Raw genomic sequence first — 13,888 nt, 5'->3', positions numbered from 1 at the left:
CATTTATGGCAAGATGTCTGGCATGAGCTTTGCACGTAAGTCCGCGCTGCTATCTGCAGCTACCGCCCTGACCGTAACCCTCGCTACCCCTGCCGCTGCCCATGCCGACGCCGTTGATGACCTCCTAGCCAAGATGCCTGCCGGCCAGATTTCCTGCTCCCAGGCCAAGCAGTACTGGACCAACTCCGCTGACTACAACCAGAAGAAGTCCCAGGCCCTCGCCGTTGCCACCGTGCACCCACGCGGCAACGAAGTCCGCGGCGCCATCGGCCGCATGGATGAGGCCATTGCTCGCTGCGGCCTAAACGGCACCACTGGCCAGGGCAAGCCGGTCAACACTGGCGGCCAGCGCGGCAATGCCCCCGCGCCAAAGCCGGCTCCGGCTCCGGCACCGGCACCAGCCAAGAACGCCAAGGTCATCGAGCTGGGAACCATCCCGGGCCAGCCGACTGTCGACGTTCCCTTCTTGGGCCAGACCTTCCGCATCCCGGACGCGGCCAAGATTGCCCAGAACGCTGTATCCCAGTTCCAGCTGCCACAGATTCCGCAGATCCAGCAGCTACAGCAGCTGTCTTCCTTCTAAGACACTGACTTGGCCGGACCGCTTAGCGGTCTAGCTGAAAATAGATCCCGGCATGCGCACTGCAGCCGGGATTAAATTTATGCCCGCAGTGGGGACAGGCAGGCGCGGCGGAATAGGCGTGGTAGTTCATCTCGGTGCGGCAGGCGCCGCAGAGTACCGAGGGGGCGTCGGCAAGCATCGGCCCAAACTCATGGTCCGTAAGCTCGGCGTGGCACAGCGCGCAGGCAAAATACTCCCCGCAGGTGGCGCACTTATTGGCCACCACATCCAGCGGCGAATGCCAGTGCTTGCACCGGCCTTCCGCATCAATCGCGCCGTGAATCTTCATGGCCGTCAGCATACGCGCCATTCTGCTGCCACTGCTGCTTCTTTTCTTCAGACTTCTTGGCATTGCGCACGGCCTGAATGCCCACCACGATGGCAATGATGAGCGGTACCCACACCTTGCTGTAATCCATGAGGAATACGAGCCAGTCGGGCGGATCGATGTCGATGTTGAAGTCGAAATTCGGCACCGGCAGCTCTATCTGCGGAAACTCCGGTACGGGGAGCGCGATATCCGGCAGGTTAATCTCCGGCAGCTCCCAATCCGGAAGCAACCGGGACAAGATGCGGCTGATAATCGGCCCGAGCACGATCACGCCAATGGCCCAGCCGGACTTACCCAAGCCGCCCAGGAGCGGATATAGCACCCGCTTAAAAGAGCTTTCCTCCATGGCGTGGCGGCGCTTTTCCCCCACGGAGCCGGCCGGCGGATCGAGGGCAACTGCCTCCTCGCCATTGCGGTAGCAGACGTCTAAGAGCTCGCCAAAGGGGGAGGCTTGGATATCTAGGTAAGGTTTGCTGCGCGAGGCGGAGTTCTCGAGCAGGGTGAGATCTTTTTCAATCTTCTTCTTGAGCGAATAGCGCCCTGCGCGGGGCCGATCGTGGCGGCTGCGTACCTGACCATTCACCACAATTTGCAGGCGCGGGCTGGGGTTCTTCCGCCAGAGTTGGACGCGCTCCGGCAGCGAAGCATCGCCCGGTACCGGGGTGAAATCCTTGGCCTTCTTCGGCCACTCGCCCATCTCCGCGAACTCGGCATCGTACCCGCGCTGCACCTCGATGGTGCCCACTTCTGGGTGCTCTAGGCGCCACGTCTCCATTAGCTCTTCCCTGCCTTAGAGCCCACCACGGCACCCAGCTTGCTCGCGGCCCATGCCAGGAAAACAAACACTGGGAGGTAAATCCACGTTCCTTCATTGAAATACAGTGACATGGCGGCAAAATAGGCCAGCCCAGCCACACAGAAGATGGTCCAGGAGGCGCGGAAAGTGGCGCCGTCGACAAGAGCAATGATCACCGTCAGCACGGCCATGAGGATGAGCAGGGCAAGGCCGGGGACAAGGTGGTAGACAGCGGGCGGAATAACGATGAAAACAGCAGCGATGGCGATGGGTGCCCACCATTGCCACCAGACGCGGCTGGGCTCGTCTTTTGCTTCTGCTTCTGCCTCTAGCTCCTCAAACACGCACCCAACCTATCACAGGGCTTAAGGAAACTTATGGGGAAGAAATCCTCCCTGCGACCGGCCTAATCCTCCCCGCGGAGGATACCGCGCTGAGCAGTGCGTACCTAGCGTTGAAGGCATGAAAAGCACACCACTCATCCTCGCGGCGGGCGTAGTATTTGGCGCCATCTACGGCACCAATGCACTCCTGCCAGACTTTTATGACAACCCTACGTCTGAAGTGCAGGTCGGCTCGGCCCGCATCCCCGGATTATCCTGCACGGAAGAAGATGGCTCCACCAGCAGTGAACCACGCTGGGACTGTGACGGCACCCAGATCCGCGCTAAAGAAGTCGGCGTACAGGACAAAGACCAAGCCACCCGCCGGTACCTCCGGGCAATGGGGGAAGGTACGGCCATACCGGAAGGAGACATCGACCGCGACGGGGATAAGCGCACGCTTAGCGATGGCGACCTCGTAGCCATCAGCATTGAGGGCGATGGCCTCACCACGTTCCTCTCCTTGCACGGACCGCGGGCTGAAGAACTTGCCCAGGAGGTAGAAAAAGCATGAAGAATCTGTACTGGCTATCTATCGCTTTCGGCCTGGTAGTTTCCGGCTTTTTCTTTGTTGATCGCCGTTTTACCGAGGTCGGACTCCTCGGCGCGCTCATCTGCGCGGGCCTGACGCTCGGGCTGGGATTGTTGTGGTTCAAGCCGCGGCCGATGTGGCAAGGCATCCTATGGGGTGCGCTCGCCCAGCCGGTGGTGGTAAGCCTCAATGACCAGATGGTGGGCATCTCAGACAAGCTGGGGCTCACCCACCTAGACGCCGCCTTTTACTCGCCGCTTCCGGAGGAAACCATCAAGCTCCTCGGCGTTGTCATTATCGTTGCAGCCTTTAAGAACGTGCGGCATCCCTACCAAGCCGCCGCGATCGGCATGGCCATAGGCCTTGGTTTTGATGCCATGGAAAATGTGCCGTTCATCCTCCACGCGGCCATCGATAACTTGGACGGCGACCTCTGGGGCGTCATCATTACTGGTATCGGACGATTCTTCACTGGCGCCTTTAGCCATGCACTGTATACGGGGGTTGCGGCATGGGGCGTCGGCAAGCTCTATGCGGGCGCGCGCCACGGGTATTGGCAGGTGGCCGGATTCTGGCTGGCCGGTATCGCCCTACATACCCTGTTCAATGCCTCGCTGATCATTACGGGTGATTGGCCGGTGACCTTTTTCCTTACCGCTCTCATTACGTGGACACTGATTATCTGGGGCCTGCGTTTCATACGCAAGCAAGAGAAGAAATATGCGGCACAAAGAAGCGAAATTACTCTGCCCACCAAGGATCCAGAATATAGCTCTTGAGCTGTGTAAATACGAAGGAAGGGGCTCGTGTCCGAGGGATGTTATAAGGTGTGAATCGTACACAAGTTCACACGATTATTTAGGTACGATGCGCCATGGAAGAACCCTACTTTTCCACGACCAATACCACCGACCCCACCACACGCTTAGCCTTTGAGATACGAAAGGCGGAATACGAGTTCTGGGTGAACCAAGTCCCGGATCTCGATTCTGATTTCGAATTAGTTACCCAATCCCTCTACCGCACCACCGGCGTTAATGAAGGCCGGATTGGCCATATCCTCATGGCACTGCACCGCTTGGAGGAGCTACCCGAACTCCAAGCGCTGCAGCACCGCCTCTACCACTTGGACCTCGACCGGATTATTGCCATCAATAAGTCCCTCAACCGCTTGGGCAATCCGACGCCAGAGGTGGTGGCGCGCATCGATGAGCAGCTCACCGCTTACCTCACCCCTACCCGGCCCAACCAGGCCATGCGCACACAGGCGCAGATCAAGCGCAAGCTCAACGAGCTCATCAACCTCGCCGATGACACGCTAGCCGTCACCCAGGGCCCTACACAGCCGCGCTACACCATGGAAAATTGGGGCGATAACACCTCGGCGGTGACTTTGAGTGCGGACCCGGCGGTTATCGCAAGCGTCGATAAGTGCGTCCGGCAGACCGCGCTGGAGCTAGATTGCTCGCTTGCCGACGCCGCCATTGCACTCCTCACCGGCCGCACCCAAGCCCCCGAGATCATTCTCAACGCCTACAAGGCCACCGACGTGCCCAATTCCCCGGCATTTATTGAGTCCGTAGGCTGGCTCGACCCGGCGCGCTCCAATGCGCTGCCCTACACTAAAATCCGAGAGATGGACCCTAACCACCAGGTCAAGGGCTATGTCACTCCCGCCGCCATGGCCGCGTACCTGGAAGGTTTCGACGGCACCTGCCGCTACCCCGGCTGCAACCGCCCGGCATCCGCCTGCCAGAAGGATCACCGCATCAACCACGCGGACGGCGGGCCGACCACCCCGGCCAACCTCGCCTGCTTATGCCAGCACCACCACAACGTAAAGACCGATGGCCGGGCCTTTTATGTCATGGATCCACATACGCGCGACATCATCTGGCTTTTTGAGGATGGCACCTGGACCACCACCGAGCCCTCCGGCCCGCTGGCGCTCAAGAACAAGAATTGGGTGCAGACCTTCGCCCAAACCATGACCTCCCACCGCGCCCGAGCTTATGAGGAGGCGCAAGAACTCATGCGCCAGCAGAAAACCACCCCTAGGGAGGAGGAATAAATCCGTAATCTGCCTTAAAGTGGCTGGCATGACGCAAAATTTGTTCACGCTAGATGAGCTCGTAATTACCCAGACCAAGTCCTTCCTCAACGATCAGTTCATGATCACCGATCTAGACGGCACTCCTGTGGGCACTATCCTGCAATCCACCAGTCTCAAAGACATGGTGTTTAAATCCTCTCGCAGCTTGGAGGTTGCCATCACGGATGCTGAAGGCAACCCGCTACAGACGGTCATGACGATTTCGGACCCGCCGAATTTTCTGCGGGATACCTATGAGGTGCACTTGCCGGGAATCGAAAAGCCCATGGCCGTCATTACCAAGCGTTTCTCCATGCTCAAGACAAAGTTGGACTTGACCATGGAGGGCTTTGCCGACGTCGAAATTCGCGGCGACTTCTGGGATTGGAATTTGACTATTACCTCGCGGGGCCGCCGGCTTGCCAACGTCACCAACGAGTGGACCGGCGTGGGCAACTACTTCATGGGCAAAAATACGTACTGCCTGGCCATCACCGCGGGGCTCAACGAGCAACAGCACGCTGCCATCCTCGGCGCTGTGATGAGCATGGATATGCTGCGCACTAAGCAGAAGAACAGCGACTAGAAAGTGCTGTTGCAAAGTTGGGCGGAGAGCAGCGAAGACTCAGTTTCTCATTCCCTGACGGCCGCTGCGTGTGGGCGTTGTTAGGCCGTCTCGAAGACCCGGTTGACGATCACCGCGTCCGGGGTCGGTTGCCCGTAGGCAAACATCACACCTTGCCCTTTCCGCAATGAGTACATCGCCTCCATCCCTTTCGGCCCGAGGATCCGCTTCAGCCGACCATGGTCGCCTTCCAGGATGTGGTTGAGGTATTTCACCTGCCGGTGTTCCACTGTTGGCGGGCAGATTCCCTCTGACTTCAACTCGGCGATTGCCCTAGCTAGGGAGGGTGCTTTATCGCCGTTGATCACTCTGGGATACTCGGCTGACGCATTGGATCTGACGGCCTTGGCCAGGAGACACTTCGCTGCGGCCACGTTCTGCTTCGGAGAGAGGTAAAAGTCCAGGGGCTGGCCACCGTCGGTGATCGCCCGATAGAGGTCTCATCCACCCGCCAGGAACTGGCCTGCCAGTCAGGTACCTGCCGGTACCACCGTGTTTGCTTGTCCAGCTCAGGGGCGTATTTCTGGACCAGCGATAGATCGTGGTGTGATCGACCAGCACGCCCCGCTGAAGTCATCATTTCCGCCAGAGCGCGGTAGCTCACCCCGTAGCGGCAGTACCACCCACTGCCCACAGAATGATGTCACGGGGAAATGACGACCGGGGAAGATACCCATGGCTGTGACTATTTCACGTCACTCTTCCTACTGCCCCAACTTTCCAACAGCACCTTTCAGGGTCATATGGGGGCAGTGGAGAGAAGTGGTGGATCAGTGGACGGCGGTGGATGCCGAAGTAGGCGTGGCGTGTTCCTCTTTCGACTCGGTCGGAGCCAGGTGAGCCGGATCCAGATCAATGCGGCGCAACAGCTGGGCGTTCAGGGCCACCACGATGGTCGAGGCAGACATCAAGATCGCGCCCACGGCCGGGGACAGCACGAACCCGATCGAGGCGAGCACTCCGGCGGCCAGCGGCACAGCGAGGATGTTGTAGCCAGAGGCCCAGATCAGGTTCTGGATCATCTTGCGGTAGCTGGCCTGGGACAGCTCAATCATCGACAGCACTGCCCGCGGGTCATCACTGGCTAGGACCACCCCGGCAGATTCCATGGCCACATCCGTGCCGGCACCGATGGCGATACCGACGTCCGCGCGGGTCAGAGCGGGGGCGTCATTGACACCGTCACCGACCATGGCCACGCTCAAACCCCGGTCCTGCAGCTGCGTGACCTTGGTGTCTTTGTCCTGGGGCAGGACCTCGGCGAAGACCTCATCAATGCCTAGGTCCTGACCAACCGCCTGGGCCACCTGCTGCGCGTCGCCGGTGATCATCGCGACCTTCACCCCGCGGTCCTGCAGGGCTTTCACAGCGGCGCGGGATTCGGGGCGGATCTTGTCCTCGACGGCCACCGCACCGATGATCTGACCGTCGCGGACAATATGGAGCACACCGGCCCCACGCCCGGTCCAGGCGCTGGTGGTGTCGGTGAGCTCGGCCGGGGTCGTGAGGTTGAACTCGCGCAGCATGTTCGGCCCGCCCACGAGGATCTCAGCGCCATCGACAGTGGCCCGGACCCCCCGGCCGGAGGCGGCGCTGAAACCAGTTGCACGGATTTGCCGACGGGAGGCCTCGGGATGGGCGGCCGCGGCCGCCACGATGGCGCGGGCCACGGGGTGCTCACTGTCGGCCTCCGCGGCGGCGGCCAGGGCCAGCAGCTCTCCCTCGGTGACGCCGACAGCTGCCGCGACACCGGTGACCGCGTGCGCACCCTCGGTCAGGGTGCCGGTTTTGTCGAAGAGCACCACGTCGATGGTGCGCATCCGCTCGAGCGCCATACGGTCCTTGATGAGCACCCCGGATTTCGCGGCCCGCTCGCTGGAGATCGCAATGACCAGCGGAATCGCCAGGCCCAGGGCATGCGGGCAGGCGATGACCAGCACCGTGACCGTGCGCACGACGGCATCGTCCGGGCTGCCGATAATGGTCCACACCACCGCGGTGATCAGAGCGGAGATCAGCGCGAACCAGAACAACAACGCCGCCGCCCGATCCGCCAGGGCCTGGGCCCGGGAGGAGGACTCCTGGGCGTCGGCAACCATGCGTTGGATCCCGGCCAAGGCTGTGTCACCGCCGGTAGCCTCCACCCGGATGCGGACAGTGTTGTCGGTGGCCACGGTACCAGCGACCACCTTGTCACCGGTGTCGCGGAAGACGGGACGGGATTCGCCGGTGATCATCGCCTCATCGAATTCGGCGGCTCCATCGAGGATGGTTCCGTCGGCCGGCACCCGGGCACCGGCCCTCACCAGCACGACGTCGTCGACGACCAGGTCGGAGATGGCCACGGTGCGGGTGGTCCCGTCGATGACTTTCTCGGCCTCATCCGGCAGCAGGGCAGCCAGCGCGTCAAGCGCGGAGGACGCGGCCCCGAGAGCGGACATCTCCAGCCAGTGGCCCAGCAGCATGATGGTCACCAGCAGGGCCAGCTCCCACCAGAAGTCCAGCTCAAAACCGCCCAGCCCCAGAGTGGTGACCCAGGAGGCGACAAACGCCACGGTGATGGCCATGGCGATCAGGAGCATCATCCCGGGTTGGCGGGATTTCAGTTCTTTCCATCCGCCCTTGAGGAAAGGCGTTCCGCCGTAGACGAAGATGATCGTGCCCAGCACCGGGGGGATCCAGGTGGATCCGGGGAATGCCGGGAGGTGGTAGCCGAGCAGGTTGGCGACCATGGGGCTGAAAATAACGACGGGAATGGACAGAATCAGCGACCACCAGAAGCGGTCCCGAAACATTGCGGTGCTGTGTCCGGCGTGTTCGCCGTGACCATGAACGTGGTGGTCTTCGTCCAGGGCGGAGTGTGGGTGATCGTGGGGCATCGCTTGGCCGTGGGTGTCGGCATCCGCGTGGTGTTCCTGGCCGGCATGATCCGGGTGGTGGGTGTGGTCTGTTTCCGGAGCGGGGTGATCACCATGGTGATCACCCGAATGGTGGGGAGTGCTCATGACGTTCCTTTCGCTCAACCCGGTCGGGGTCGAGATGATGGGTAAAACTGATCAGGATAAGACGGTGTAGCCGGCCTCCTCGATGGCCCGGCGAACCATCTCCGGAGGTACGACACCGGTGACCGTGACGGTGGAAACTTCACCAGCAGCGAGATCAATCTGGACGTCGTCGACCTGGGGGAGGGCCTGAAGGGCCTGGGTCACGCTTTTCGCGCAGTGCCCGCAGGTCAGGCCGGTGACCTGGTAGCTAGGGGAGGACCCTCCTGCTGACGAGTCGCTGGTGGCAGGGGTGGAGGCGGTGTCGGCACGTGAGGCAGGTCCGCAACAGCTGCAGCCGTGGGAGGCCATCGGCAAGAGGCGGGGCGGGGAGGTGATCATGGGAAAGCTCCTTCGGTTCGGTGGGGTGCGGCGATGCCGCTCTCTAGCGCATACCCCCCTGGGGTATATTCCCTAGCGTATACCCCCCCGGGGTATATTTTCAAGGGGTGAAGGGCACGGCCCTCACGCGGGGCAGGGTGTGGTCACCGAGCAGCCTCCTCACTGTCGGGAGGGGACAGCGGGAGGCGGAGGGCAAACACCGCTCCGCGACCGGGTCCGGGGGAGGTGGCGGTGAGAGTGCCGCCATGGGCCTCGATCAATGCCTTGGAGATGGTCAGACCGATACCGGCCCCGCCGTTGTCCCGGCTGCGGGCGGCATCCCCCCGGTAGAAGCGTTCGAAGATGTGTCCGAGCTGGTCAGGTGGGATGCCCTCGCCGTCATCGGCGACGTGGATGAGCGCGGTGGACGCCCCCTGTCGGTGGACGCTGATCCGGACCTGCCCGCCGGCCGGGGTGTGCCGTAGCGCGTTCGACAGGAGATTGCTCATCACCTGGCCAAAGCGTTGCCGGTCCACGAGCACCCGGGTGGTGTCCGTAATGGTCTCGACCTGTAAATCGACGCCTTTGTCAGCATAAGCTTCCCCCGCGGCAGCAGCGGCGGTATGGAGCAGATCCCCGAGCCCTTCCTCCGCCAGGTCCAAATCGATCCGGCGTTCCTGGGCCCGGGAAACATCGTCAATGTCTTCCATCAACCGGGTCAGGCGGGTGAGTTGGTCAGCCATGATCGTGTGGGTGGCATTATTCCAGTCCACGACCCCGTCCTGGAGACCATCGAGGTAGACCGTGAGCACCGATAAGGGGGTGCCCATTTCGTGGGCCAGATCAGAGAGCATCTGGCGGCGGACCTGTTCGGTGTGTTCCAGCCGGTCGGCCATGGTGTTGAAGGCATGCGCCAGGGTGGTGACCTCGGGGCCTGCTTTTCCGGCGGGCACGCGGATACGGGAGTTGCCGGCCGTTAGGCTGGTAGCGGCGCGGGTGAGATCCTGCAGGGGGGTGCGCAGACGACGCGATAACCACAGGCTGGCCAGCAGGGCACTGATCAAGGCGGTGGGTAGGGCGACGGCCAGGGTGATCAGGTTGGCGCCCCGGTAGGCCTGCTCGGCATGGAACAGCTCCAGCGAAGGGTCCTCCCGGCCGGTCATCAGCATATGATCGTGGAACAGGGTCGGGCCCACCATCGTGGCCACGGCCGCGGCCACCAGCAGGCTAATCACCACGACCAACACCTGGGCGGCCAGGAAGCGGAAGGTCAGGCCGGGTCCGTGATTCATGGCTGCCCCACCCGGTAGCCCACGCCACGCACGGTGTCGATAAACCCCCGGCCCTGGGTGTCGGTGCCGAGCTTGCGACGCAAGTTGCCGATGTGGACATCGACGATGCGTTCATCACCGACCCAGGTGGTGTCCCAGACCTCGGTGACCAGGTCGTGGCGGGTCAGCACCTGGCCGGGGCGCAGGGCCAGGGCAACCAGCAGCTCGAACTCCGTGCGGGTGAGCTCCACGGTCGTCTCCCCCACCCGTACCTCATGGGCGACGGGGTCAAGGATGAGGTCACCAACGATCAAGGGGGTGGTCACCTGCGGTGGGGTGGTGCTGGTGCGTGGACGGCGCAGCACCGCATGCACCCGGGTCACCAGTTCCCGGATGCTAAAAGGTTTGGTGATGTAGTCATCCGCCCCCAGGGTCAAACCGCTGATCTTGTCGTCCTCACTGCCACGCGCGGTGAGCATGAGGATGTAGCAGTCCGAGAAGGTGCGGATCCGTCGGCACACCTCCAGGCCGTCGAGTTCGGGCAGCCCCAGATCCAGCACCACAACATCGGGGGAAAAGCGACGGGTCTCGTCCACGGCCTGGGTACCGGTGTGCGCCTGGAGGGTATCGAAGCCGGCCCGGATGAGGTAGGAGGCCACCATCTGAGCCAGGGGTTGTTCATCATCGACGACCAGCACCCGCCCCGGGGGCGTGGCGGTGGTCGGTGTGCGGTCAGCCATAGACCCCAGTATCGCTCCGGTCAGGGGGGAATACCACCCTCGCTCAGTGCCCGGCGGGGAAATCTTCATCAAATCTTCAAACATCACCCTTCGACCGCCGTCACCCCTGTGCCCCACCCCGGGTCGGCGGTATCGCCTCCCCTGTTCGGTTCAGCAGGCGCCACCAGGGATTTCACTGTCTGCACCGCATACCTAGGGCGGGTAGAAGGACATCGCCCACGGCTGTGGGGTGGTGTTCCGGTGGTGACCCAGCCCACCGAATTCACCCCCTTTTCGCCCTGTTATAAGGCTGTGAGCAGGGTTTTTGATTTCTAGTCCGTCAGGCACCCGTGCTAGATAAAGGTATGGCATCGACCTTGAGGCGGTGTCTTCTCACGGTCTTACCACGATCCAAGGAGATTGACGTGAAACGAGCAGCGATCGCAGCCGCCGCCCTTGCCCTCGCCCTCACGGGGTGTTCGGCCGCCGACCCGGAACCCACCGCCGACGGGACGGTGTCCCAGGATACATTCCTGACTACCCATGGCCTGGCCGGCATGGACGCGGTGGAGATCATTGATCACCTCGACCGGCAGAAGGTCTCTGAGCGTCCCACGGATCTGAACGCTTCAGTGCGTGCCGATGAACTGCTGCTCTCGAGCGATGACCAGGAAGTTGTGCTCGATCTTCCCGACAATCAGACGTATGTCTCGATCGCACCCTATCTCACCTCCACCCACGACTGCTTCTACCACAGCCTCACGACCTGCCAGGGGGAACTCGACAATGAGGATATCCAGGTCACGATCACCGATGAGGCGACCGGTGAGGTGCTGGTGGACGAGACGACAACCACCTTCGACAACGGGTTTATTGGCTTCTGGCTTCCCGATGATGCCACCGGCCAGATTGAGGTCAGCTACCAGGGCCATACCGGCACCACGGAGTTTTCCACCGCTGACGACGGTGCCACCTGTGTCACAGACCTGCGCCTGACGTAATGGCTCAGCAGGATCCTCACCTGCGCCTGTCTCCCGTGTCACTGAAATCTAGCACCAAGGAAGGTCAAATCATGATGAACGCGTTTTCCCGACGACAGTTTCTGCTCGGCGGGCTCGTTCTCGCCGGCACTGGGGCCGTGGCCGCCTGCACCAGCGACCCTGGACCCGCTGCCTCGGCACCAGGTTCCTCTCTTCGCCCCACTCCCACCCCCACTGCGCTCGGTGAGCCGACGGTGCGCCGGACACTGAACGCCCGGCCCCTCTCTCTGGATATCGGCGGCATCGAAGCCAAGACGTGGGGATACGTCTCTGACACCGGGGATGCGGCCATTGAGGCCACTGCCGGCGACGTCCTACAGGTCGATATCACCAATGAACTGCCTGAGAGCACCTCCATCCACTGGCATGGCATCGCACTCCACAACGCAGCCGACGGTGTGCCCGGCATGACCCAGGACCCCATTGAACCTGGCAAGTCTTTCTCCTATGTTTTTGAAGTCCCCCACGGTGGCACCTACTTCTACCATTCCCACTCCGGCCTGCAGCTTGATCGCGGCCTCCACGCCCCACTGATCATCCGTGACCCGCAAGACGCTGAGGACCAGGACGTCGAGTGGACCATCGTGCTCGACGACTGGGTCGATGGCATTCAGGGCACTCCCGACGATGAGCTCGACAAGCTCACCGGAATGGGTTCGGGCGACCATAACGGGAAGAAGGGGATGGGAGGCCACGGCCATATGATGCACGGCACCCCGGACCGGGTACTGGGCGGGGATGCCGGCGATGTGATGTATCCGCACTACCTCATCAACGGACGTATCCCCCGTGCTCACCGGACCTTCGAGGCTCGCCCGGGCGACAAGGCCCGCCTGCGGTTTATCAACTCCGGCGGTGACACCATCTTCAAGGTGGCCCTCGGTGGCCACCGCATGACCGTCACCCACACCGACGGCTTCCCTGTCCAGCCCAGGAAGACCGAATCGATCTACCTGTCGATGGGCGAGCGTGTCGACGTCGAGGTCATCCTCGACGACGGCATCTTCCCGCTCACGGCTTTGGCGGTGGGTAAGGATGACCGCGCCTTCGCCGTCATCCGCACCGCCGGCGGCCAGGCCCCCCGCCCCGATGTCGACTTCCCCGAGTTGTCGTCCACCGGACTGCTTCTGTCCTCCCTGAAGCCAGCAGACCGTGCACTCCTGCCCGAGGGCACACCAGACCGAGAAGTCAGCATCGACCTGGGCGGGCAGATGATGCCGTATGAATGGAGCATTCTCACCGACGGCCAATCCTCCTCCGCGACCGTGCAGGAGGGCCAGCGCCTGCGGATGGTCATGCGCAACAGGACCATGATGCCCCATCCCATGCACATCCACGGCCACACGTGGGCGCTGCCCGGCAGCGACGGGCTACGCAAGGACACCGTCCTTCTCCGCCACGGTGAAACCATGATCGCCGACCTGATCGCTGACAACCCCGGTGAGTGGGCATTTCACTGCCATAACGCCTATCACATGGAAACCGGGATGTTCAGCTCGCTTCGCTACGAGTAACCCCCACAGCAGGGTTGAGTGCCGAGGTGGGCGGGGGTGTCCCCCGAGTAGTGAACACGGCGTTGGTGTCAGGGGTGAGCAATGTGTGCCAGGAGTCAACGGGATTGAAGTATGCGTCAGCGCGCACGGCAGCAAGTCCAATGATGCGGTCGTAGCGCTTGTTAAAGCCGGTGGTTTCGGTATCAATGACCGCAAAGACCGGCTCGCACGGCATGCGTGGGGTGTAGCGGTTGAGGAGGTTTTCTAAGAAGCCTATGGCCTCAAGCCAAGAGGCCCATACCGACGCCCGCCTAAACGCTATCGAACACTGCAACCAACGTGGATTTCTGTGGATAACCACACTAGCCGTGTGCGGGTTGTCCACAAGGTTAGTGTGGTTGCCTTAGTACTATGAGCACTTCGCAGGACTATCCGAACTCCACCCCAACCCCCGCTACTACGACCACTGGGGAGGGTCAGCGGCGGGGGCCGAGTTTGTGGGATATTTCCCAGCAGGAATTAAATACTGCTACCCAGTACATGATTGATGAGCATGGATATGCTGCGCACTAAGCAGAAGAACAGCGATTAGGAAAAATAAAAAGAACCGGAGTGGAAACTT

At 61.8% G+C, this 13,888-nt stretch carries 16 protein-coding genes and 1 pseudogene; 8 read left to right on the top strand and 9 right to left on the bottom strand.

All coding sequences use genetic code 11. The features are described from left to right. The first annotated feature begins 22 nt into the window (after positions 1–22). Positions 23–583 (top strand): hypothetical protein, encoded by a 561-nt coding sequence (locus BJ985_RS08685; protein ID WP_234447459.1) that lies wholly within the window; start codon positions 23–25, stop codon positions 581–583. Between the two features lie 22 nt (positions 584–605). On the opposite strand, the gene BJ985_RS08680 is transcribed toward BJ985_RS08685, so the two are convergent. The 3 genes from BJ985_RS08680 to BJ985_RS08670 are packed head-to-tail and all read right to left on the bottom strand — an operon-like array spanning position 606 to position 2,093. Next, complete coding sequence (locus tag BJ985_RS08680) at positions 606–911, bottom strand: CHY zinc finger protein (RefSeq protein WP_179387220.1); 306 nt, start codon at positions 909–911, stop codon at positions 606–608. Continuing rightward, positions 889–1,728, bottom strand: coding sequence for a hypothetical protein (locus BJ985_RS08675; RefSeq protein WP_179387219.1), 840 nt, complete (start codon positions 1,726–1,728; stop codon positions 889–891). The genes BJ985_RS08680 and BJ985_RS08675 overlap by 23 nt, the downstream gene beginning before the upstream one ends. Further along, complete coding sequence (locus BJ985_RS08670; protein WP_179387218.1) at positions 1,728–2,093, bottom strand: heme transporter; 366 nt, start codon at positions 2,091–2,093, stop codon at positions 1,728–1,730. Before BJ985_RS08670 ends, BJ985_RS08675 begins: the two co-directional genes overlap by 1 nt. 118 nt (positions 2,094–2,211) lie before the next feature. On the opposite strand from BJ985_RS08670, the gene BJ985_RS08665 reads away from it, so the two are divergent. The 4 genes from BJ985_RS08665 to BJ985_RS08650 all read left to right on the top strand — a co-directional run bounded on the left by BJ985_RS08665 (position 2,212) and on the right by BJ985_RS08650 (position 5,342). Further along, on the top strand, positions 2,212–2,646 hold the full coding sequence (locus BJ985_RS08665; protein ID WP_179387217.1) for a hypothetical protein: 435 nt from the start codon (positions 2,212–2,214) through the stop codon (positions 2,644–2,646). After that, positions 2,643–3,443: a PrsW family glutamic-type intramembrane protease gene (locus BJ985_RS08660; RefSeq protein WP_179387216.1), complete on the top strand. Its 801-nt coding sequence runs from the start codon at positions 2,643–2,645 to the stop codon at positions 3,441–3,443. The genes BJ985_RS08665 and BJ985_RS08660 overlap by 4 nt, the downstream gene beginning before the upstream one ends. A gap of 95 nt (positions 3,444–3,538) precedes the next feature. Continuing rightward, on the top strand, positions 3,539–4,735 hold the full coding sequence (locus BJ985_RS08655; protein WP_179387215.1) for an HNH endonuclease signature motif containing protein: 1,197 nt from the start codon (positions 3,539–3,541) through the stop codon (positions 4,733–4,735). 28 nt (positions 4,736–4,763) lie between these two features. After that, a complete protein-coding gene (locus BJ985_RS08650; protein ID WP_179387214.1) occupies positions 4,764–5,342 on the top strand; it encodes an LURP-one-related/scramblase family protein in 579 nt (192 codons plus the stop codon). Between the two features lie 80 nt (positions 5,343–5,422). On the opposite strand, the pseudogene BJ985_RS08645 reads toward BJ985_RS08650, so the two are convergent. The 5 genes and pseudogenes from BJ985_RS08645 to copR form a co-directional block, all read right to left on the bottom strand. Continuing rightward, positions 5,423–6,058, bottom strand: a pseudogene (locus BJ985_RS08645) (IS6 family transposase). A gap of 93 nt (positions 6,059–6,151) precedes the next feature. Then, entirely contained in the window at positions 6,152–8,386 is a 2,235-nt protein-coding gene (locus tag BJ985_RS08640; protein ID WP_179387213.1) for a copper-translocating P-type ATPase, read from the bottom strand. A gap of 51 nt (positions 8,387–8,437) precedes the next feature. After that, positions 8,438–8,764, bottom strand: a complete 327-nt coding sequence (locus tag BJ985_RS08635; RefSeq protein ID WP_005328297.1) for a heavy-metal-associated domain-containing protein — start codon at positions 8,762–8,764, stop codon at positions 8,438–8,440. A gap of 143 nt (positions 8,765–8,907) precedes the next feature. Next, positions 8,908–10,035 carry a two-component system sensor histidine kinase CopS gene (gene copS / locus BJ985_RS08630; protein ID WP_179387212.1) on the bottom strand — a complete coding sequence of 376 codons (1,128 nt, stop codon included), beginning with the start codon at positions 10,033–10,035 and terminating at the stop codon, positions 8,908–8,910. Continuing rightward, positions 10,032–10,754 (bottom strand): two-component system response regulator CopR, encoded by a 723-nt coding sequence (gene copR, locus BJ985_RS08625; protein WP_201802326.1) that lies wholly within the window; start codon positions 10,752–10,754, stop codon positions 10,032–10,034. Before copR ends, copS begins: the two co-directional genes overlap by 4 nt. 404 nt (positions 10,755–11,158) lie before the next feature. Here copR and BJ985_RS08620 point away from each other — a divergent pair, with 404 nt between their 5' ends. Together BJ985_RS08620 and BJ985_RS08615 are read left to right on the top strand one after the other, a co-directional pair. Continuing rightward, positions 11,159–11,734 (top strand): CueP family metal-binding protein, encoded by a 576-nt coding sequence (locus tag BJ985_RS08620; protein ID WP_179387608.1) that lies wholly within the window; start codon positions 11,159–11,161, stop codon positions 11,732–11,734. Positions 11,735–11,805: 71 nt separating this feature from the next. Continuing rightward, positions 11,806–13,287: a multicopper oxidase family protein gene (locus tag BJ985_RS08615; RefSeq protein WP_179387210.1), complete on the top strand. Its 1,482-nt coding sequence runs from the start codon at positions 11,806–11,808 to the stop codon at positions 13,285–13,287. Here the strand turns inward: BJ985_RS08615 and BJ985_RS08610 are convergent. Then, entirely contained in the window at positions 13,265–13,501 is a 237-nt protein-coding gene (locus BJ985_RS08610) for an exonuclease domain-containing protein (RefSeq protein ID WP_236587139.1), read from the bottom strand. The genes BJ985_RS08615 and BJ985_RS08610 overlap by 23 nt on opposite strands. Before the next feature lie 176 nt (positions 13,502–13,677). Between BJ985_RS08610 and BJ985_RS08605 the strand changes: the two genes are divergently transcribed. After that, positions 13,678–13,839: a hypothetical protein gene (locus BJ985_RS08605; protein WP_179387209.1), complete on the top strand. Its 162-nt coding sequence runs from the start codon at positions 13,678–13,680 to the stop codon at positions 13,837–13,839. Positions 13,840–13,888 lie beyond the last annotated feature (49 nt).

Origin of the sequence: Corynebacterium tuberculostearicum, assembly GCF_013408445.1 — a bacterium.
GTDB lineage: Bacteria > Actinomycetota > Actinomycetes > Mycobacteriales > Mycobacteriaceae > Corynebacterium > Corynebacterium tuberculostearicum.
This window is presented reverse-complemented; position numbering and strand designations above follow the sequence as displayed.